We start from the raw sequence: 18862 nt of genomic DNA, 5'->3' as shown, positions 1-18862 counted from the left end.
ACGAAAACCGGTGGTCACTGCGATGGTATCCGGAGGAAGGCGTAGGCCTCGCATCCGGTTGACGGCGGTCCCACTACCTGGACGTTCGTCAATTGATCAAGGATGCAGCCAGCCACCGAAGGGCAGGTTCCGGACAACCGTGAAGACCAGCAGCAACGCGCCCACCGTCCACAGCCCGACCGGGCCGGGATCGAGCCGCAGCGGTCGTCCGCGTACCGCGCGGACCACCCAGACGGTCCACAGCACGGCGAAGGCCAGATAGCCCAGTACGGCCACCGCGTTGCTCTGGAGAGCCGCCGCGAGGTCCCCGTGCACAAAGGCATAGGCGCTGCGCAGTCCGCCGCAGCCCGGGCAGTACAGGCCGGTCAGCTGGAGGAGGGGGCAGGCCGGGTAGTGGCCGGGCTCGCGCGGGTCGACGGTGCCGACGTAGACGAAAGCCGCTACGACGGCCGCGAGCACCCCGGCGGGTACGGCGAGCCGCGCTGCGGTGCCCTGGTGCGTCACCCTCCGGCTGTCAGCGTTCACGCCTTGCATTCTGCCCCAAAACGCCTGAAGGGCGGCTCCGGGCCGCCCCTCAGAATGTCGTACGCGTCAGCTCTTGGCGCCGGCAGGCTCGCCACGCTTCTCGAAGTGCGGCTTGCCCGCCTCCTTCGGCATGCCGAGACCCATGATCTTCATGATCCAGCCGACGATGCCACCGAGGACCACGACACCCATGCCGGCCCAGAAGCCCACCGGGTTGGCCAGCACCATGAAGGCGCCCGCGACGCAGAAACCGATGAAGGCGATTGTGACACCGGTCCAGGCGGCCGGGGTGTGACCGTGGCTGCTGCCCGCCATGACTTGCTCCTCGTTGCTGTGTGTAAGTCTCTGAGCCGGACGCTCAGCGACATTGTCCCGCACGCGCGCGTGTGAGGTGTTCCGGGGGTCCTTCGCGAGTCATGCCCCGGTAGGGTCCTCACCCCGGTCGAGCGCCTTCCACAGGTCCTCGGGCCGGTCAGGATCAACCACCGGAGCCTTACGGGGCCGGGGCGCCCCCGAACGCTCGTACCGGCTCGACATCGCCGGCCACACCGACGCGTACCGCAGTGCGAGCAACCCGGCGATCAGCATCAGCACCCCGCCGACAGCCGCGACATACGGCCACGCGGTGTGACTGAGGGAAGCCACCGCCGCAGCGGTGTCCCCCGTGGCCCGCGCCGCCTTCTCGTCCAGCGCGGAACTGTCACCCGCGCCGATCAGCGACGCGGCGACCGTCCCTGCGCCCGACAGCGCGAGCAGCCCCGCGACGAACACGCGGCCGAATCTGCGGACGGCGAAGACGGCGACCAGCGCGGCGAGGCCCACTATGGCGAGCGACGCGGGCACGCCCGTGACGTCACTTCCGCTCGCAGTGAGGGGGAATTCGCCGCCCGCCACGGTCGCGCTGCCCTCCGACCACCGTTGACGGGTGGCCAGCAGCGTCACGGCCGCGCCGAGGGCGCCGGACAGCAGGGCGACAGCGAGGCTGAGGCGGCCGGCCCGGGCGGACCCTGCGGCTTCGGAACGGGGGTGAGGTACGGCAGTCACGTACTCCACTATCGCCTGCACCCCGGGCGAACCGTCACCCGGGGTTCGTATGAGAAGCGCCCTATTGCCCGAGCCGGTTCGCCGTGTGCACCGCGCGCAGCACCGCCGCGGCCTTGTTGCGGCACTCGGTGTCCTCCGCGAGCGGGTCGGAGTCGGCGACGATTCCGGCGCCGGCCTGGACGTAGGCGGTGCCGTCGCGCAGCAGCGCCGTGCGGATCGCGATGGCGGTGTCGGAGTCGCCCGCGAAGTCGAGGTAGCCGACGCAGCCGCCGTACATTCCGCGCCGGGACGGTTCCAGTTCGTCGATGATCTGCATCGCGCGGGGCTTCGGGGCGCCCGAGAGGGTGCCCGCCGGGAAGCAGGCCGTCAGGACGTCGAAGGCGGTGCGGCCCTCCGCGACCTTGCCGGTCACCGTGGAGACGATGTGCATCACGTGCGAGTAGCGCTCGATGGACATGAAGTCGACGACCTCCACGGAGCCCGGCTCGCAGACCCGTCCGAGGTCGTTACGGCCGAGGTCGACGAGCATGAGGTGCTCGGCGCGCTCCTTGGGGTCGGCGAGCAGGTCGTCGGCGAGTGCCTGGTCCTCCTGCGGGGTGGCCCCGCGCCACCGGGTGCCGGCGATCGGGTGGACCATGGCCCGCCCGTCCTCGACCTTCACCAGCGCCTCCGGGGAGGAGCCGACGACATCGAAGCCGTCGAAGCGGAACAGGTACATGTACGGCGACGGGTTGGTCGCCCTCAGCACCCGGTAGACGTCCAACGCGCTTGCCGTGCACGGCGTTTCGAAGCGCTGGGAGGGGACGACCTGGAAGGCCTCGCCGGCCCGGATGCGCTCCTTGATGTCCTCGACGGCCGCCTGGAAGTCCGCGCCGCCCCACAGGGCGGTGTACTCGGGCAGTTCGGAGGGCGGGAGGACGGCCGGGGGCTGGGCGACCGCGCGGGACAGGTCCGCCTCCATGGCGTCCAGGCGGGCGACCGCGTCGGCGTAGGCCTCGTCGACGCCGGTGTCGAGGTCGTTGTGGTTGATCGCGTTGGCGATCAGCAGGACCGAGCCCTCCCAGTGATCCATGACCGCGAGGTCGCTGGTCAGGAGCATGGTCAGCTCGGGCAGCTTCAGGTCGTCGCGCTCGCCGGGGCCGATCTTCTCCAGGCGGCGCACGATGTCGTAGCCGAGGTAGCCGACCATGCCGCCGGTGAAGGGCGGCATGCCCTCCTGGTGCGGGGTGTGCAGGGCCTCGATGGTGGCGCGCAGGGCGGCGAGCGGGTCGCCGTCGGTGGGGACGCCGACGGGCGGGACGCCGAGCCAGTGCGCCTGACCGTCGCGCTCGGTGAGCGTGGCCGCCGAGCGGACGCCCACGAAGGAGTACCGGGACCAGGAGCGGCCGTTCTCCGCGGACTCCAGCAGGAAGGTGCCGGGACGTTCGTCGGCGAGCTTGCGGTAGAGCGCGACCGGGGTGTCGCCGTCGGCGAGGAGCTTGCGCGTGACCGGGATGACGCGCCGGTCGGTGGCGAGCTTGCGGAAGGTCTCAGGGTCCATGGCCGGTGACCTTACTGATCTCCGGCGGGTACGCCGGAATCCTTGAGCAGGACGTCGGTGTCGAAGCAGGTGCGCGCGCCGGTGTGGCAGGCGGCGCCGACCTGGTCGACCTGGACGAGCACGGTGTCGGCGTCGCAGTCGAGGGCGACGGACTTGACCCATTGGAAGTGGCCGGAGGTGTCGCCCTTGACCCAGTACTCCCGGCGGCTGCGCGACCAGTAGGTGCAGCGGCCGGTGGTCAGGGTGCGATGCAGCGCCTCGTCGTCCATCCAGCCGAGCATGAGCACCTCACCGGTGTCGTACTGCTGGGCGATGGCGGGGAGGAGCCCGTCGGCGCTGCGCTTGAGGCGGGCGGCGATCTCGGGGTCCAGTCGGCTGGGCTGACGGGGCGTGCTGGTGGTCATGAGTGCAATTGTGCCGCGCGGCACTGACAGTGACCGTCCCGTGTCCACTGGGCGGACCCGGAGGGTGGTCGTAGGCTGACGGCATGTCGACTTTCGCCAAGCGTGAACGACTTCTGCTGGCCGACCTTCTGGAGGCCGAGGGCCCGGACGCCCCGACCCTGTGCGAGGGCTGGACCACCCGCGACCTCGCCGCGCACGTCGTGGTGCGCGAGCGCCGCCCCGATGCCGCCGGCGGCATCCTGATCAAGCCGCTCGCCGCCCGTCTGGAGCGGGTGATGGCGGAGTTCGCGGACAAGCCGTACGAGGAACTGATCCAGCTGATCCGGACCGGCCCACCGCGCTTCTCGCCGTTCTCGCTGAAGCAGGTCGAGGAGATGTCCAGCACGGTGGAGTTCTACGTCCACACCGAGGACGTCCGCCGGGCCCGCCCCGACTGGACGCCCCGCGAGCTGGACCCGGTCTTCCAGGACGCCCTGTGGTCCCGTCTGGAGCGCACCGCCCGCCTGATGGGCCGCGGCACCCCGACCGGCCTCGTGCTGCGCCGCCCGGACGGCCAGACGGCGGTCGCCCAGCGCGGTACGCCGGTGGTGACCGCTACGGGTGAGCCGTCGGAGCTGCTGCTCTTCCTCTACGGCCGGCAGAACGCGGCCGAGGTGGAGCTGGAGGGCGACAAGGACGCGATCACGAAGCTGGGCGAGGGCAAGCAGCTCGGGATCTGAGGGATCACCGCGGGAGCTCGGCGCGGCGCAGGTCGCGCACGCCCAGCGCGATCACCCCGCCGAGCCCGCAAACCGCCGCGCTGACCACGAAGACCGGGCCGGTGCCCCAGACGCCGATCGCGGCGGCGGACAGCGGCATGCTCAGCGGGGCGAACCCGAGGCTGGCCAGTGAGGACACGGCCGTGACCAGGCCCAGGCAGGCCGGCTCCGCCTGGGTCTGGAGCAGCGCCCCGCACATGGCGCCGCTCAGCCCCGCGAGCAGTCCGACGAGCAGGGCGACCCCGACGGCCGCGCCCACCGTGGGCACGTAGGCCAGCGCGCCGATCGCGACCGACCCGGCGATGATGGCGTACCCCGCCACCTGCCCGGCGTGCGGCAGCCGCCCGCGCACGGTCAGCAGCAGGGAGGCGGCCCCGGCGCCGACGCCGAACCCGGCGAGCACCCAGCCCATCCCCGAGGCGCCCCAGCCCCGCTCGTCGGCGAGCAGGGTCAGGCCGACGTTGAGCGGGCCGACGAATCCGAGGTCGCCCAGGGCGATGGCGAGCATCAGCGGGGCGAGCACCCGGTGGTGGCGGATGTAGCCGAGTCCGGCCACCAGATCGCGCCAGGCGGTGCCGCCCTGTGCGGCCGTCTTGTCGTCGGCGGGCAGCTCCCGCATCCGTACGGCCATCAGCAGCGGCACGGACACCATGATCAGCAGCCCGGCGAGCGCGAACGCGGCCGCCGCTCCCCCGGCCGCCACCCCGAGCCCGCCGAGCGGACCGCCGACCACGCTCGCGAAGCGGATTGCAAGCCCCCGCATGCCCTGCACGCGCGCGAGTTGGTCGCGCGTCGTCACGCGCGCGGGGAGCGCCCCCACGGCCGGCATGAACACCGCGTCCACGGTGCCGAAGACCAGCGCGAGCGCCGCCAGCGGCCACAGCCCCGGGCTGGTGAGGAACAGCAGGGCCGCTACCGCGAGCACGGCAGCGCAGCGCACGATGTCGCTGCCGATCACGACCCGGCGCGGCCCGAGCCGGTCGGCGAGCACTCCTGCGCCGAGCATCAGCAGGGCTCGCGGCACGGCGCTCACCGCCATGACCACTCCGGCCTGCGAGGGCGAACCCGCCTGTACGGCCGCCCAGGACAGGGCGATGTAGTACACGCTGTCGCCGATCATCGAGGAGGTGTAGGCGGCGAGCCAGCGCAGGACGTTGCCGTCGCGGTGGGCGGGGCGGGCTGTGGCGGCGGGCGGGGCCATGAGCGTGGCGGTCACGGGAGGGGGCCTCTCAGATGAAGGTCAGACGCGGAACGGGAAGCCGTACATGTGCAGGGCGATGTGCTCGCGCCCCTCGCTCTCACCGGCGGCCGCCCGGGCCCGCCCCTGCTCGTCGTACTTCTTCAGCACGTCCAGCAACTCCTGTTTGAGCTCGGCCAGTTCACCGGCCGTCAGCCGCAGCAGCGACTCCGAGTCGACGACGGCCGCGTTCCACTCCGTGCCCCAGTGGGCGCGCTCGTCGAGGTAGGTCCGGTACATCTCGGCGCGCTGTTCCTGGAAGAGCCGGGAGGCCGCCACATGGGCCGCGACCTTCTCCGGGGCGTCCCGGAAGTCCGCGCTGCGGATGGAGACACCGTCCGAGGCGGGCTGCCACCAGCGCTCCCGCCCGTCCCCGCTTCCCGGCTCGGCCTCCTCGATCAGCCCGTGCTCGGCCAGCTTGCGCAGGTGGTAGCTGACCAGCGAGACGGCCTCGTCGACCTGCCCGGCGAGCTGTGAGGCGGTCGCCGTCCCGGCGAGGAGCAGCAGCCGGTACAGCTTCATGCGCAAGGGATGCGCCAGGGCCTTGAGCGTGCCCACGTCGGTGATCCGCCGGTCCCTCTTGTCTGTCATGCCCTCACCGTAGATACAAAGGAAAAGTTGCGCAACAAATTTTGCGCAACTTCCCCTCTGTATCTGTATCTGCCCACAAGGAAGCCCCGGCCACCAACAAGCGACCGGGGCTCGCATCACAGCCTCACCGGACGGGATGCCCCGCCTCCTTCAGCGCCTGCTTGACCTCACCGATCCGCAGGTCGCCGAAGTGGAACACCGACGCCGCGAGCACCGCGTCCGCGCCCGCCTCGATCGCCGGGGCGAAGTCACCGAGCTTGCCGGCGCCGCCGGAGGCGATCACCGGGACGGACACGTGTCCCCGTACCGCCTCGATCATCTCGATGTCGTAGCCGTCCTTCGTGCCGTCCGCGTCCATCGAGTTGAGCAGGATCTCCCCCGCGCCCAGCTCCGCGGCCCGGTGCGCCCACTCGACCGCGTCGATGCCGGTGCCCTTGCGGCCGCCGTGGGTCGTCACCTCGAAGCCGCCGGACGCGGTGCGCCGCGCGTCCACCGACAGGACCAGCACCTGGCGCCCGAACCGCTCGGCGATCTCGCGGATCAACTCGGGGCGGGCGATGGCGGCCGTGTTGACGCCCACCTTGTCCGCGCCCGCGCGCAGCAGCTTGTCGACGTCCTCGGCGGTACGCACACCGCCGCCGACGGTGAGCGGGATGAAGACCTGCTCGGCCGTGCGGCGCACGACGTCGTAGGTCGTCTCGCGGTTGCCGGAGGACGCGGTGATGTCCAGGAACGTCAGCTCGTCGGCGCCCTCGGCGTCGTACACCTTCGCCATCTCGACGGGGTCGCCCGCGTCGCGCAGGTTCTGGAAGTTGACGCCCTTGACGACCCGGCCGTTGTCCACGTCCAGGCAGGGGATGACTCGGACCGCCAGGGTCATGACTGCTCGGCTCCTCTGAATGCTTCTATTTCCACTTCGACCAGGATGCGCGAGTCCACGAAGCCCTCCACGACCAGCAGCGTCGAGACCGGGCGCACCCCGTCGAACAGTTCCTTGTGGGCCCGGCCCACGGCGTCCACGTCCCGCGCATGGGTCAGGTACATCCGTGTACGGATCACGGACCCGACCCCGAGCCCGAACTCGCCGATCGCCTCGATCGCGCCGACGAAGGCCACCTTGGCCTGTTCGTACGGGTCGCCCTCGCCGTACAGCACATCGCCCTTGAAGGACGTCGTGCCCGCCACCAGCACGCGGTCCCCCGCCGCGACGGCGCGTGCAAAACCGAAGGACTCTTCCCAGGGACTCCCGCTCTGCACACGCCGTACGGCTTCGCTCATGACGACACAGCCTCCAAGGCCTCTTCCAAGGTGAACGCCTTCGCGTACAGGGCCTTCCCGACGATGGCGCCCTCGACACCGAGGGGTACCAGCTCGGAGATCGCGCGCAGGTCGTCCAGCGACGACACGCCGCCGGAGGCCACGACCGGGCGGTCGGTCGCGGCGCAGACATTGCGCAGCAGCTGCAGGTTGGGGCCCTGGAGGGTGCCGTCCTTGGCGATGTCGGTGACGACGTACCGGGCGCAGCCCTCCTGGTTGAGGCGCTCCAGCGTCTCGTAGAGGTCGCCGCCGTCGCGGGTCCAGCCGCGGCCGCGGAGCGTGGTGCCCCGTACGTCCAGACCCACCGCGATCTTGTCGCCGTGCTCGGCGATGACCTTGGCGACCCACTCCGGGGTCTCCAGCGCGGCCGTGCCCAGGTTCACCCGGGTGCAGCCGGTGGCCAGGGCCGCGGCCAGCGTGTCGTCGTCCCGGATGCCGCCGGACAGCTCGACCTTGATGTCCATGGCCTTGGCGACCTCGGCGATCAGCGCCCTGTTGTCGCCGGTGCCGAAGGCCGCGTCCAGGTCGACCAGGTGCAGCCACTCGGCGCCGGAGCGCTGCCAGGCGAGGGCGGCCTCCAGCGGGGAGCCGTACGAGGTCTCCGTGCCGGACTCGCCGTGCACCAGGCGGACCGCCTGGCCGTCACGGACGTCGACGGCCGGGAGGAGTTCGAGCTTCGAAGCCATCAGAGGGTTCCGATCCAGTTGTTCAGCAGCTGCGCTCCGGCGTCGCCGGACTTCTCGGGGTGGAACTGCGTGGCCCACAGGGCACCGTTCTCCACGGCGGCCACGAAGGGCTTGCCGTGCGTCGACCAGGTGACCTTGGGCGCGGTCATCGCCGCGTTGTGCGTCTCCAGGGTCCAGTCGTGGACGGCGTAGGAGTGCACGAAGTAGAAGCGGGCGTCCGTGTCCAGGCCGGCGAACAGCTCGGAGTCGGCCGGGGCCTCCACGGTGTTCCAGCCCATGTGGGGCACGATGTCGGCCTGGAGCGGCTCGACCGAGCCGGGCCACTCGTCGAGGCCCTCGCTCTCCACGCCGTGCTCGATGCCCCGCGCAAAGAGGATCTGCATACCGACGCAGATGCCCATCACCGGGCGCCCGCCGGACAGCCGGCGGTCGATGATCCAGTCGCCTCGGGCCTCCTTCAGGCCCTTCATGCAGGCGGCGAAGGCGCCGACGCCCGGCACCAGCAGTCCGTCGGCGTTCATGGCCTTGTCGAAGTCACGCGTTATCTCGACCTCGGCGCCGGTGCGCGCGAGGGCACGCTCGGCGGACCGGACGTTGCCGAAGCCGTAGTCGAAGACGACCACACGTTTGGGGGCGCTCAATTCCACACCTCCAGCCTCATGACACCGGCGACGAGACACATCGCGGCGCCGGCGGACAGCAGCACGATGAGGTTCTTCGGCATCCCCTGCTTGACGAAGGAGTAGATACCGCCGGCGAAGAAGAGGCCGACGACGATCAGGATGGTGGACAGACCGTTCATGGCTTACAGCGCGCCCTTCGTCGACGGGAGGATGCCGGCCGCGCGCGGGTCGCGCTCGGAGGCGTAGCGCAGGGCCCGGGCCAGCGCCTTGAACTGGCACTCCACGATGTGGTGCGCGTTGCGCCCGTAGGGCACGTGCACGTGCAGGGCGATCTGGGCCTGGGCGACGAAGGACTCCAGGATGTGCCGGGTCATCGTCGTGTCGTACTCGCCGATCATCGGCGCCATGTTCTCGGGCTCGGTGTGCACGAGGTAGGGGCGGCCGGAGAGGTCGACGGTGACCTGGGCGAGGGACTCGTCCAGCGGGACCGTGCAGTTGCCGAATCGATAAATCCCCACCTTGTCGCCGAGCGCCTGCTTGAAGGCGGCGCCCAGCGCGAGGGCGGTGTCCTCGATGGTGTGGTGGGAATCGATGTGCAGGTCGCCCTCGGTCTTCACGGTCAGGTCGAACAGACCGTGCCGGCCGAGCTGGTCGAGCATGTGGTCGTAGAAGCCGACACCGGTCGACACATCGACCTTGCCGGACCCGTCGAGATCGATCTCGACGAGGACCGAGGTCTCCTTCGTGACTCGCTCCACGCGTCCTACGCGGTTCATGCGCTCTGCTCCTTCTTCAGTTCACGTACCGCGTCGAGGAACGCGTCGTTTTCGGCAGGGGTTCCGGCGGAGACCCGAAGCCACCCGGGGATGCCGTTGTCGCGGACCAGCACACCCCGGTCGAGGATCTTCTGCCAGGCGGTGTGGGAGTCCTCGAACAGTCCGAACTGCACGAAGTTGGCGTCGGACTCCACCACCTCGTAGCCCATGGACCGCAGCTCGGAGACCAGCCGGTCCCGCTCGGCCTTGAGCTGCTCGACATAGCCGAGCAGGGTGTCCGTGTGCTCCAGGGCGGCCAGGGCGGTCGCCTGGGTGACGGCCGACAGGTGGTACGGCAGCCGTACGAGCTGGACGGCGTCCACCACCGCCGGGTGCGCGGCGAGGTAGCCGAGGCGCAGACCGGCCGCGCCGAAGGCCTTCGACATGGTCCGCGAGACGACGAGATTCGGCCGCCCTTCGAGCAGCGGCAGCAGCGAGTCGCCGTGGCTGAACTCGATGTACGCCTCGTCGACCACCACCATCGACGGCTTCGCCGCCTGCGCGGCCTCGTACAGCGCGAGGACCGTCTCGGGCGGGACCGCGTTGCCCGTGGGGTTGTTGGGGGTGGTGATGAAGACGACGTCCGGCCGGTGCTCGGCGATCGCCTGCCGTGCCGCCTCCACATCAATGGTGAAGTCCTCGTTGCGCGGGCCGGAGATCCAGCCCGTGCCGGTGCCGCGCGAGATGAGCCCGTGCATGGAGTACGACGGCTCGAAGCCGATGGCCGTACGGCCGGGTCCGCCGAAGGTCTGCAGCAGCTGCTGGATGACCTCGTTGGAGCCGTTGGCCGCCCAGACGTTGGCCAGGCCGACCTCGTGGCCGGATGTGTCCGTCAGGTACTTGGCCAGCTGGGTGCGCAGCTCCACCGCGTCCCGGTCCGGGTAGCGGTTGAGGTTGCGGGCCGCCTCACGCACCCGCTCGGCGATCCGCTCGACCAGCGGCTCGGGCAGCGGGTAGGGGTTCTCGTTGGTGTTCAGCCGTACGGGCACGTCCAACTGGGGCGCGCCGTAAGGGGACTTGCCGCGCAGCTCGTCCCGTACGGGGAGATCGTCGATGCCGGTCACTTGCCTTCAGGAACCTTCCAACCGAACCTTGCCTTGATCGCCGCGCCGTGCGCCGGCAGATCCTCCGCCTCCGCCAGCGTCACCACGTGATGCGCCACGTCCGCCAGCGCGTCCTTCGTGTAGTCGACGATGTGGATACCGCGCAGGAAGGACTGGACGGACAGGCCCGAGGAGTGACAGGCGCAGCCGCCGGTGGGCAGGACGTGGTTGGACCCGGCGGCGTAGTCGCCGAGCGAGACCGGCGCCCAGGGGCCGATGAAGATCGCGCCGGCGTTGCGGACCCGGTCGGCCACGGCGGCCGCGTCGGCCGTCTGGATCTCCAGGTGCTCGGCGCCGTACGCGTCGACGACCCGAAGCCCCTCCTCGATGCCGTCGACGAGGACGATCGCGGACTGCTTGCCCTTGAGCGCCGGGACGATCCGGTCGTCGATGTGCTTGGTGGCCGCGACCTGCGGCTCCAGCTCCTTCTCGACCGCGTCCGCGAGCTCCACGGAGTCGGTGACGAGGACGGCTGCGGCCAGCGGGTCGTGCTCGGCCTGGCTGATCAGGTCCGAGGCCACGTGCACCGGATCGGCGGTGGAGTCGGCCAGGATCGCGATCTCGGTCGGGCCCGCCTCGGCGTCGATGCCGATCTTGCCGGTGAAGTAGCGCTTGGCCGCGGCGACCCAGATGTTGCCGGGCCCCGTGACCATGGGGGCGGGCGGGCAGGACTCGGTGCCGTACGCGAACATCGCGACGGCCGTGGCGCCACCGGCCGCGTACACCTCGTCCACGCCGAGCAGCGCGCACGCGGCGAGGATCGTCGGGTGCGGGAGGCCGTCGAACTCGGCCTGCGCCGGGGAGGCGAGGGCGATCGACTCGACGCCGGCCTCCTGCGCGGGCACCACGTTCATGATCACGGAGGAGGGGTAGACCGACCGGCCGCCGGGGGCGTAGAGCCCGACGCGGTCGACCGGCACCCACTTCTCGGTGACCGTGCCACCCGGCACGACCTGCGTGGTGTGCGTCGTACGGCGCTGCTCGCGGTGGACGAGCCGGGCGCGGCGGATGGACTCCTCCAGGGCCGCGCGCACGGCCGGGTCGAGTTCCTCCAGGGCGCGGGTGAGCGCCGCCGGGGCCACCCGGACCTGGTCGAGCCTGACCCCGTCGAACTTCTCGGCGAAGTCGATCAGCGCCGCGTCGCCCCGATGATGCACGGCCTCGCAGATCGGACGCACCTTCTCCAGGGCGGCCTGAACGTCGAAGTCGGCTCGGGGCAGCAGGTCGCGCAGGGCGGGGCCCTCGGGGAGGGCGTCGCCGCGCAGATCGATTCGGGAGATCACGCCGTCAATTGTCTCAGACCGGGATCGGCCGTCGTCCGCGCGTATCAATGGCTGATACAGACCGCATGCGCCAGCCGGAAGATCCCCTTCACAGCTGGCGTTCCGTCCGTCACTCAGCGGGCATGAACGGTTGTACGAAACCCATGAGCAGCCGGGGAGGAAGGGAACACCGTGACCGAGGGGGCCGGCATCCGCGACGGAGACCTGCCGGACGATCTGACCGCCGCCGAGGCCGGCATGTGGCAGGCCTTCCGCAACGGCAGCGTGTATGACCTGAGCAGCGGCGACACGGTCGTCGACGATCCTCACGGCGGGCATCCGTGGGGGCCCGAGCGGACCGTGCGGGCCCGCATCGTGTGCTGGCTGCTGCTGGACGGACCGCCCGCGCTGGCCGGCCGGGTGTCGTCCCTGAAACTCGCCGGCGTGCGGATCAGCGGTTCCCTGGACCTGGCGGGCGGCACGGTGGCGCCGTACGTCGAGATGCGCGGCTGCCGTTTCGAGCGGGACGTGCTGCTGCCGGAGGCCCGGTTCACGACCGTGCGTCTGGTGGACTGCTCGGTGCCGCGGCTTGAGGCGGCCCGGGTGCACACCGAGGGCGATCTGCATCTGCCGCGCTGCCGCTTCCACAACGGCATCCGGCTCACCGACGCCCAGGTCGGCACCGATCTGCTGCTCAACCAGGCCATCGTGTACCGCGACCGCAGCGGCCGTTCGATCGCCGGGGACGGCATGACCGTGGGGCAGGATCTCCAGGCCGAACTGCTGGAGTCGCACGGTGAGATGAGCCTGCGCAGCGCGAAGATCGGCGTCTCGCTGAGCCTGCGGGGCGCGCGGCTGGTCAACCCGTACACCCGGCTGGCGCTGAACGCCCCCCAGCTCACCGTGGAGCGCTCGCTGTACCTGACTCCGGCGGGCGTAGGGGACCCGCTGCTGAGCGGCACCACCCCGGCCCGCGGGACCCGGATCCAGCGGTTCGAGTGCGAGGGCGGGGTGCGGCTCGACGACGGGCGGTTCGGGGACGCGGTCGACATGGAGCGGGCCCGGTTCACCTTCACCGACGAGCAGGAGCTGTCGCTGCGCCGGATCCAGACACCGGAACTGCGCTTCCTCGGGGAGCATCCGGCGCGCGGCACGGTCGTGCTGTCGGGGGCGCGGATCGTCAACCTGATGGACCGCGCGGACGCCTGGCCGGGCCCCGGGCGGCTGCACATGGGCGGCTTCTCCTACGAGAACCTGGTGCCGCGCGGACCCTTCCCGCTGGCCGAGCGGCTGGACTGGGTGGCCGCGGCGACCGCCGAGTACAACCCGGAGCCGTACGAACGGCTCGCCACGGTGCTGCGGGCCGGCGGTGAGGACGAGGACGCCCGCGAGGTGCTCCTCGCCAAGCAGCGCCGACGCCGCGAGAGCCTGCCGATCGCCGCCAAGTTCTGGGGGTACGCACAGGACTGGACGGTCGCCTACGGGTACCGGCCGGGCCGGGCCGCGGTGTGGATGGCGGTGCTGTGGGCGGCGAGCTCGGTGGCCTTCGCGCAGGCCGGTCATCGGCCCATCAAGCGTGGCGAGCATCCCGAGTGGAACCCGACGCTGTTCGCCCTGGACCTGCTGCTTCCGGTCATCGACCTGGGCCAGGTGGGCTTCTGGCAGATGAAGGGCGGCTGGCAGTGGCTGGCGGCGGCGATGATCCTTCTGGGCTGGATCCTGGCGACGACGGTGGCGGCGGGGGCGACCCGGCTGCTGCGCAGGAACTGACCTCACGTTCAGCAGCGGCCCGCCGAGCGGTCCTTTTTACCGGTCCTTGACCGGCGGCCGTACAACTTTCCATGAGTTGCCCGGAGCCTCTGGCGCGGTTTCGACCTGCGGCTTTTCAATGGTCGACACCATGGCTCTGCTGCTGCCGTTCATCCGCGGGCCGCGGATGACAAGGACCGCGCCCCCCGTCGCCGGTGCCCGCGCCGACGACGAGGTGCTGCTGGACGTGCCCGACGCACGGCTGGGCCCCGCGCTGGTCGCGGCCGCGCAGGGCGACCACGGGCCGGCCGGAGCGCTGCTCGCCGCCACCCGCGCCGCGGGCGAGTGGGAGCACCGCGACCGGTACACGGCCCGGCTCGCGGCCTTCGCCCACGCCCGCCCCGAGTGGTTCGAGGCCTGGCGCGCCGCCGCCCCGCGCGACCCCGACCGCCTGGTGGTCGACGCGCAGCTGAGAGTGGACCGCGCCTGGCAGTCACCGGCCCGGGCCGAGCTGCTGCGCGAGGTGAGCCCGCTGGTCACGGCCGCGGCACACGGCGACGACCGCGACCCGGTGCCCTGGCGGATCGCCCTGGACCACGCGCGCGGCGCGCGGACCGGACCGCGGTACGTCGAGGAGCTGTGGGAGGCGGCGATGCGCCGGGCCCCGCACCACTACGGCTGCCATGTGGCGGCCCTGCGCTATCTGGCGTCCTCCTGGCACGGCTCGCACCGCGAGTGCCTGGACTTCGCCGACCGCGCCGCGCAGGACGCCCCGCCCGGCTCCCTCGTACAGGCGCTGCCGGTGCGGGCGGCCTTCGCGTATCTCACCGACGGCTGCGGCCCCGAGGTGCCGCGGGTGCAGCTGGACGAGGCGGCGGACCGGGCGATGGCGCTGTCGGCGGGGCTCCCGGCGGCGGATCCGTGGCCGGCGGAGATACGCAATCTGCTGACGTACGTCCTGGTACGGCTGGACCGCGCGGCGGACGCGCTGGAGCAGGTGCGGCTGACCGGCCCGTACGCCACGTCCTTCCCCTGGGACCGCTTTTCCGATGACCCGCTGGGCGACTGTCTGCGGGTACGGGACGAGCTGCGGGCCCCTTCCGGCCGTCCGATGACCGGGCACCGCGGACGCACCCGCGCCGGCGACCATTAGGCTCTTGCGTCGTGACCACCGTCCGGCTCCCGCTCTTCCCCCTGAACTCGGTGCTGTTCCCGGGGTTGGTGCTCCCTCTGAACATTTTCGAGGAGCGCTACCGCGCCATGATGCGCGATCTGTTGAAGACCCCCGACGAGGAACCGCGCCGGTTCGCCGTCGTGGCGATCCGCGACGGGCACGAGGTGGCACCGAGCGCGCCCGGCATGCCCGACCCCACGGCGCTGCCCCAGCGCGGGCCCGCGGCGGGCTTCGGCCCCGAGCCCATCAAGTCCTTCCACTCGACGGGCTGCCTGGCGGACGCGGCGACGATCCGGGAGCGGGCGGACGGCACGTTCGAGGTACTGGCGACGGGTACCACGCGGGTACGGCTGCTGTCGGTGGACGCGACGGGCCCGTTCCTGACGGCGGATCTTGAGGAGCTGCCGGAGGACCAGGGCGACGAGGCGGGGGCACTGGCCGAAGGAGTGCTGCGCGCGTTCCGCCAGTACCAGAAGCGCCTGGCCGGAGCCCGGGAACGCTCCCTGGCGACGGGGGCGGACCTCCCGGACGAACCGTCGGTCGTGTCCTACCTCGTGGCGGCGGCGATGATGCATGACGTCCCGACCAAGCAACGCCTGCTCCAGGCCCCCGACACCGCCTCCCGGCTGCGGGACGAGCTGAAACTCCTTCGCGCGGAGACGTCGATCATCCGTAGCCTGCCGTCACTGCCGGCGGCGGACCTGACGCGCACGCCGACAAGTCTGAACTGAGGCGAGCGATGGCGAAGAAGCGACAGTCGGCAGGCACGCCGGCGACGGTGGCCCTGACCACGGCGGGCGTCACTTTCACGACCCACGCCTACGAGCACGACCCGTCCCATCCCTCCTACGGCGAGGAGGCCGCGGAGGCGATGGGTGTCTCCCCCGACCGGGTCTTCAAGACGCTGGTGGCGGAGGTGGACGGCAAGCTGACGGTGGCGGTGGTCCCGGTGGCGGGCCAGCTGGACCTGAAGGCGCTGGCGGCGGCGGTGGGCGGCAAGAAGGCCACGATGGCCGACCCGACCCTGGCAGAACGCACCACGGGTTACGTCAGGGGCGGCATCTCCCCCTTGGGCCAGCGCAAGAAGCTGCCGACGGTCCTGGACGCCTCAGCGGCCACCCACCCCACGATCTGCGTCTCGGCGGGCCGCAGGGGCCTGGAGATCGAACTCTCTCCCACGGACCTGGCAACCCTCACGGAGGCGAATCTGGCCCCCATCGGGCGCGTCCAGCCCCTCGACGGACGCCCTCTCCTCGGTTAAGCAGAGGGGACATGTCGAAGAAGACGCGGAAACGCAAATGGCGCATGAAGAAGGGCCGAGCCAACCACGGCAGGCGCCCGGCGTAGAGGGCATGGGGGCGGCGGGGGCGAGAGAACTACGCCTGCGGCGCCCCGTACCCATCCTTCGGCCGCTGCTGCTGCTCATAGGGATCCGGATCCCGAGGCCCGAACAACGCCGTCAGCCCCAGATGCACCACAAGCGCCGCCACGGACCACACCAGCAACGCCCCCTTCGCATCGAGCTCCAACGGCGCCGAGAACGTCACCCCCTTGCCCACATCCCTGGCATGCGCGATGACATCCTGCGCGGGCCCGAGCCACACCCCGGCCCGCCAGGCCAGCAGCGACCCCAACAACCCCCCGACGGCCAGCGCGACCACCAACGGCACACCCCCACGCCGCCGGACCAGAAACACCCCCAGGGCGCTCACCGCACCGAACGCCAGCGCCAGCAACGTGAACGTCCCGTCCACGCCCACGGCCTGCTCCCCCTCGGTGTCCTTGAGATAGACGACCCAGCCCCCGTCGACCACGTCCCCCACCAACGGCACCCGAGGCGCCAGCCACCACCACAGCACCCCGAGCAGCACCCCGGTCACCGCCACGACCACCGTGATCACGGCGGCCTCCCGCACCTCGGTCTTCATCCCGGGCCCGTCCTCCTCGTGCGAGGGGGGCAGCCCGTACGCATAAGGCCCGTGCCCGCCGTCAGGCACAGGCGGCTGCTGCCACGCACTGTTGGCAGAGTGGTCACGGGGCGGCGGTGGTGGAGTCAGCGGTGCGGTCACCCTGACATCGTGCCAGGCCCGCCTGTGCGGCGCGTCACCGGACGGCCGCCCGACGGTACGCCCAGGTGGCAGCGGCGAGGGACACGACCCCGACCACCCCGCACACGGCGAGATCACCGAGCACGAAGGCCCAGTCGGGACTCTCCCCGAAGGTCCGGGCGAAGGCCTCCACGCCGTACGTCGAAGGCAGCAGATCCCGCGCGAATCGCACCGCCTCAGGCATCCGCTCGGCAGGCAGAACCCCCAGCAGCAGCGCGGCGGACATCCCCAGCTGTCCCAGGACGGTCGCCAGTTCCGGCCGAGGCGCCAGCAGCCCCAGCGCGGCACCGAGCCCCGCCAGCGCCGCCCCCGCCAGCGGAATCACCGCGACCAGCACCCACAGATGCGCCAGCGGCAACCCGAACAGCACGCACCCGAACACGGCGGTGACCACCGTCCCGGGCACGGTGAAGGAGGCGTACGCCCCCGCGGCCCCGAGCACCACCGCCGCGGGCGGCACCGGCAGCGTCGCGTAATGATCGAGCCCCCCACTGGCCCGCAACTGCCCGAAGTACTGGGCGAGCAGGTTCAGCGCGACAAAGGCGACGACCAGCACCGACGACCCGGCCACCACGGCCCGCGCCTCGTCCCCGCCGTCCACGACCCCGCGCATCAGGGTCATGATCCCGATGGACTGGAAGGTCGCCACGAACAGCAGCGGAATCCGCGCGACCCGCGCACGGGACAGCTGCGCCCGGTACACGGCGCACAGCGACGGCCACAGCCGGGCCCGCGGCCCGAGCTCGGCCGCGTCCGTGGCGGGCGACTCGTCCGCGGCCAGTGCGCCGGCCGGCAGAACCTCGGCGGGTACGACACTCACGTGGCGCTGCTCCTCTTCGCTCCGGCGGTGGTCCCGTTCCGTACGGATGCGACGTCCGCAGTATTCAAGGCCGTCCTGCTCGACCCCGACCCAGTGGCGCTCAAGCCTTCACCAACCCCTGCCGCGCGGCCCCGCCCAGCGCCAGATAGACGTCCTCCAGGCTGGGAGTGGCGAGGGTGAAGTCGTCGAGGGCGGAGAAGGCGGCCCCGCCGGTGACGGTGGCGACGACCGCGCGCGCCTCCTCGGGGGCGAGCCGCAGCGTCCAGCGGCGGCCCGACTCCACGACCCGGTCCTGCAGTGCGGCCACCTCGGGAACGTGCAGCGGCGCCGCGTCACGCCACACCAGGTCGACCCGGACCTCCCCGGCGACCTGCTCCTTGAGCCCGGCCGGGGTGTCACAGGCGATCACCCGCCCCCGGTCGAGCACGGCGACCCGGTCCAGGACGGTCTCGGCCTCGATGACGTTGTGGGTGACGAGCAGTACGGTCGTCCCCTGCTCGGCGCGCCGCCGGTCGACGGCGGACCAGACCGCGCGCCGCGCCACGGGATCCATCCCGGTGGTCGGCTCGTCGAGCACGAGCAGCGGGCGCGCGCCGACCAGCGCGGCGGCGAAACAGGCGAGCCGCCGCTGCCCCCCGGACAGCTTCTTCAGCGGCCGCCCGGCAAGCTCGGTCAGGCCCAGTTCCGCCAGTACGGCGTCCCGCTCGGCCCGCGCCACGTGGACGTCCAGGCCGCGCAGCCGTCCGGTGGTCTCGGCGGCGAGGGAGACGGTGAGCTCGTCGAGGGCGGTCGACTCCTGCCCGAGGTAGGCGAGGATCCGCGCGGCCCGCTCCGGGTGCCGCACGATGTCGTGCCCGAGAATCTCCACGCTGCCGCGATCGGGCCGCATCAGCCCGGTGAGCTGGCGTACGAGCGTGGTCTTTCCGGCGCCGTTCGGCCCGAGCAACCCGAAGATCTCACCGCGCCGGATGTCCAGCCGTACGTCATCGGTGGCCCGTACCTCGGGAGTGGCGGGTGTGCCGCGCCGTCCCCGTACCGCCGGATAGGTCTTGGTCAGCCCGCGCACGGCGCACACGACATCACCACTGGGCCGAAGTGCCTGTGCC

General features: G+C 71.6%; 23 protein-coding genes. 5 read left to right on the top strand and 18 right to left on the bottom strand.

Annotation, left to right across the window (positions count from 1 at the left end; translation table 11 throughout):
* Nucleotides 1-96: 96 nt before the first annotated feature.
* The 5 genes from RMT89_RS00605 to hisI form a co-directional block, all read right to left on the bottom strand.
* The gene (locus RMT89_RS00605; protein WP_315881885.1) at nucleotides 97-534 is read right to left on the bottom strand and encodes a DUF2752 domain-containing protein; all 438 of its coding nucleotides are present in this window, start codon (nucleotides 532-534) and stop codon (nucleotides 97-99) included.
* Nucleotides 535-591: 57 nt separating this feature from the next.
* Nucleotides 592-840, bottom strand: coding sequence for an HGxxPAAW family protein (locus RMT89_RS00600; RefSeq protein ID WP_315881884.1), 249 nt, complete (start codon nucleotides 838-840; stop codon nucleotides 592-594).
* A 99-nt stretch (nucleotides 841-939) separates the two neighbouring features.
* Nucleotides 940-1578, bottom strand: a complete 639-nt coding sequence (locus RMT89_RS00595) for a TIGR02234 family membrane protein (RefSeq protein ID WP_315881883.1) — start codon at nucleotides 1576-1578, stop codon at nucleotides 940-942.
* A 52-nt stretch (nucleotides 1579-1630) separates the two neighbouring features.
* Nucleotides 1631-3109 (bottom strand): anthranilate synthase component I, encoded by a 1479-nt coding sequence (locus RMT89_RS00590; RefSeq protein WP_315881882.1) that lies wholly within the window; start codon nucleotides 3107-3109, stop codon nucleotides 1631-1633.
* Between the two features lie 11 nt (nucleotides 3110-3120).
* Nucleotides 3121-3513 (bottom strand): phosphoribosyl-AMP cyclohydrolase, encoded by a 393-nt coding sequence (hisI, locus tag RMT89_RS00585; RefSeq protein WP_315881881.1) that lies wholly within the window; start codon nucleotides 3511-3513, stop codon nucleotides 3121-3123.
* An 83-nt stretch (nucleotides 3514-3596) separates the two neighbouring features.
* Between hisI and RMT89_RS00580 the strand changes: the two genes are divergently transcribed.
* Nucleotides 3597-4232 carry a TIGR03085 family metal-binding protein gene (locus tag RMT89_RS00580; protein ID WP_315881880.1) on the top strand — a complete coding sequence of 212 codons (636 nt, stop codon included), beginning with the start codon at nucleotides 3597-3599 and terminating at the stop codon, nucleotides 4230-4232.
* 4 nt (nucleotides 4233-4236) lie between these two features.
* Here the strand turns inward: RMT89_RS00580 and RMT89_RS00575 are convergent, their stop codons facing one another.
* The 10 genes from RMT89_RS00575 to hisD all read right to left on the bottom strand — a co-directional run bounded on the left by RMT89_RS00575 (nucleotide 4237) and on the right by hisD (nucleotide 11926).
* Nucleotides 4237-5487, bottom strand: coding sequence for an MFS transporter (locus tag RMT89_RS00575; protein WP_399497379.1), 1251 nt, complete (start codon nucleotides 5485-5487; stop codon nucleotides 4237-4239).
* Between the two features lie 24 nt (nucleotides 5488-5511).
* Nucleotides 5512-6099 (bottom strand): helix-turn-helix domain-containing protein, encoded by a 588-nt coding sequence (locus tag RMT89_RS00570; protein WP_315881879.1) that lies wholly within the window; start codon nucleotides 6097-6099, stop codon nucleotides 5512-5514.
* A 124-nt stretch (nucleotides 6100-6223) separates the two neighbouring features.
* Entirely contained in the window at nucleotides 6224-6979 is a 756-nt protein-coding gene (gene hisF, locus RMT89_RS00565; protein WP_315881878.1) for an imidazole glycerol phosphate synthase subunit HisF, read from the bottom strand.
* Nucleotides 6976-7377 carry a RidA family protein gene (locus RMT89_RS00560; RefSeq protein WP_315881877.1) on the bottom strand — a complete coding sequence of 134 codons (402 nt, stop codon included), beginning with the start codon at nucleotides 7375-7377 and terminating at the stop codon, nucleotides 6976-6978. The genes hisF and RMT89_RS00560 overlap by 4 nt, the downstream gene beginning before the upstream one ends.
* Nucleotides 7374-8102 (bottom strand): bifunctional 1-(5-phosphoribosyl)-5-((5-phosphoribosylamino)methylideneamino)imidazole-4-carboxamide isomerase/phosphoribosylanthranilate isomerase PriA, encoded by a 729-nt coding sequence (gene priA / locus RMT89_RS00555; protein ID WP_315881876.1) that lies wholly within the window; start codon nucleotides 8100-8102, stop codon nucleotides 7374-7376. The genes RMT89_RS00560 and priA overlap by 4 nt, the downstream gene beginning before the upstream one ends.
* Nucleotides 8102-8743, bottom strand: a complete 642-nt coding sequence (hisH, locus tag RMT89_RS00550; RefSeq protein WP_315881875.1) for an imidazole glycerol phosphate synthase subunit HisH — start codon at nucleotides 8741-8743, stop codon at nucleotides 8102-8104. The genes priA and hisH overlap by 1 nt, the downstream gene beginning before the upstream one ends.
* On the bottom strand, nucleotides 8740-8904 hold the full coding sequence (locus tag RMT89_RS00545) for a hypothetical protein (RefSeq protein ID WP_315881874.1): 165 nt from the start codon (nucleotides 8902-8904) through the stop codon (nucleotides 8740-8742). The genes hisH and RMT89_RS00545 overlap by 4 nt, the downstream gene beginning before the upstream one ends.
* A 3-nt stretch (nucleotides 8905-8907) precedes the next feature.
* Nucleotides 8908-9501 carry an imidazoleglycerol-phosphate dehydratase HisB gene (gene hisB / locus RMT89_RS00540; RefSeq protein ID WP_015661105.1) on the bottom strand — a complete coding sequence of 198 codons (594 nt, stop codon included), beginning with the start codon at nucleotides 9499-9501 and terminating at the stop codon, nucleotides 8908-8910.
* Complete coding sequence (locus RMT89_RS00535) at nucleotides 9498-10604, bottom strand: histidinol-phosphate transaminase (protein ID WP_315881873.1); 1107 nt, start codon at nucleotides 10602-10604, stop codon at nucleotides 9498-9500. Before RMT89_RS00535 ends, hisB begins: the two co-directional genes overlap by 4 nt.
* Entirely contained in the window at nucleotides 10601-11926 is a 1326-nt protein-coding gene (hisD, locus tag RMT89_RS00530) for a histidinol dehydrogenase (RefSeq protein ID WP_315881872.1), read from the bottom strand. Before hisD ends, RMT89_RS00535 begins: the two co-directional genes overlap by 4 nt.
* A 171-nt stretch (nucleotides 11927-12097) precedes the next feature.
* Here hisD and RMT89_RS00525 point away from each other — a divergent pair, with 171 nt between their 5' ends.
* The 4 genes from RMT89_RS00525 (at nucleotide 12098) to ybaK (ending at nucleotide 16089) form a co-directional block, all read left to right on the top strand.
* The gene (locus tag RMT89_RS00525) at nucleotides 12098-13675 is read left to right on the top strand and encodes an oxidoreductase (RefSeq protein WP_315881871.1); all 1578 of its coding nucleotides are present in this window, start codon (nucleotides 12098-12100) and stop codon (nucleotides 13673-13675) included.
* A 118-nt stretch (nucleotides 13676-13793) separates the two neighbouring features.
* Nucleotides 13794-14807: a hypothetical protein gene (locus RMT89_RS00520; protein WP_315881870.1), complete on the top strand. Its 1014-nt coding sequence runs from the start codon at nucleotides 13794-13796 to the stop codon at nucleotides 14805-14807.
* An 11-nt stretch (nucleotides 14808-14818) separates the two neighbouring features.
* Complete coding sequence (locus RMT89_RS00515) at nucleotides 14819-15559, top strand: LON peptidase substrate-binding domain-containing protein (RefSeq protein ID WP_315881869.1); 741 nt, start codon at nucleotides 14819-14821, stop codon at nucleotides 15557-15559.
* A gap of 8 nt (nucleotides 15560-15567) precedes the next feature.
* Nucleotides 15568-16089, top strand: a complete 522-nt coding sequence (gene ybaK / locus RMT89_RS00510) for a Cys-tRNA(Pro) deacylase (RefSeq protein WP_315881868.1) — start codon at nucleotides 15568-15570, stop codon at nucleotides 16087-16089.
* Between the two features lie 115 nt (nucleotides 16090-16204).
* On the opposite strand, the gene RMT89_RS00505 is transcribed toward ybaK, so the two are convergent.
* From RMT89_RS00505 to RMT89_RS00495, 3 genes are all read right to left on the bottom strand, one after another.
* The gene (locus RMT89_RS00505) at nucleotides 16205-16897 is read right to left on the bottom strand and encodes a hypothetical protein (protein WP_315881867.1); all 693 of its coding nucleotides are present in this window, start codon (nucleotides 16895-16897) and stop codon (nucleotides 16205-16207) included.
* A 34-nt stretch (nucleotides 16898-16931) separates the two neighbouring features.
* On the bottom strand, nucleotides 16932-17756 hold the full coding sequence (locus RMT89_RS00500) for an ABC transporter permease (RefSeq protein ID WP_315881866.1): 825 nt from the start codon (nucleotides 17754-17756) through the stop codon (nucleotides 16932-16934).
* A gap of 100 nt (nucleotides 17757-17856) precedes the next feature.
* Nucleotides 17857-18831: an ABC transporter ATP-binding protein gene (locus RMT89_RS00495; protein WP_315881865.1), complete on the bottom strand. Its 975-nt coding sequence runs from the start codon at nucleotides 18829-18831 to the stop codon at nucleotides 17857-17859.
* Nucleotides 18832-18862 lie beyond the last annotated feature (31 nt).

This window comes from Streptomyces sp. P17 (genome assembly GCF_032436805.1).
Lineage (GTDB): Bacteria > Actinomycetota > Actinomycetes > Streptomycetales > Streptomycetaceae > Streptomyces.
The sequence above is the reverse complement of the archived record's forward strand: the minus strand, read 5'-3'. Positions and strand labels throughout refer to the sequence as shown.

Coding starts and splice junctions, on each gene's coding strand:
- RMT89_RS00590 (WP_315881882.1), bottom strand. CDS start 3,109: ATGGACCCTGAGACCTTCCGCAAGCTCGCCACCGACCGGCGCGTCATC.
- priA (WP_315881876.1), bottom strand. CDS start 8,102: ATGGCTTCGAAGCTCGAACTCCTCCCGGCCGTCGACGTCCGTGACGGC.
- hisF (WP_315881878.1), bottom strand. CDS start 6,979: ATGACCCTGGCGGTCCGAGTCATCCCCTGCCTGGACGTGGACAACGGC.
- RMT89_RS00600 (WP_315881884.1), bottom strand. CDS start 840: ATGGCGGGCAGCAGCCACGGTCACACCCCGGCCGCCTGGACCGGTGTC.
- RMT89_RS00570 (WP_315881879.1), bottom strand. CDS start 6,099: ATGACAGACAAGAGGGACCGGCGGATCACCGACGTGGGCACGCTCAAG.
- ybaK (WP_315881868.1), top strand. CDS start 15,568: ATGGCGAAGAAGCGACAGTCGGCAGGCACGCCGGCGACGGTGGCCCTG.
- RMT89_RS00545 (WP_315881874.1), bottom strand. CDS start 8,904: ATGAACGGTCTGTCCACCATCCTGATCGTCGTCGGCCTCTTCTTCGCC.
- RMT89_RS00580 (WP_315881880.1), top strand. CDS start 3,597: ATGTCGACTTTCGCCAAGCGTGAACGACTTCTGCTGGCCGACCTTCTG.
- hisI (WP_315881881.1), bottom strand. CDS start 3,513: ATGACCACCAGCACGCCCCGTCAGCCCAGCCGACTGGACCCCGAGATC.
- RMT89_RS00605 (WP_315881885.1), bottom strand. CDS start 534: ATGCAAGGCGTGAACGCTGACAGCCGGAGGGTGACGCACCAGGGCACC.
- hisB (WP_015661105.1), bottom strand. CDS start 9,501: ATGAACCGCGTAGGACGCGTGGAGCGAGTCACGAAGGAGACCTCGGTC.
- RMT89_RS00520 (WP_315881870.1), top strand. CDS start 13,794: ATGGTCGACACCATGGCTCTGCTGCTGCCGTTCATCCGCGGGCCGCGG.
- RMT89_RS00560 (WP_315881877.1), bottom strand. CDS start 7,377: ATGAGCGAAGCCGTACGGCGTGTGCAGAGCGGGAGTCCCTGGGAAGAG.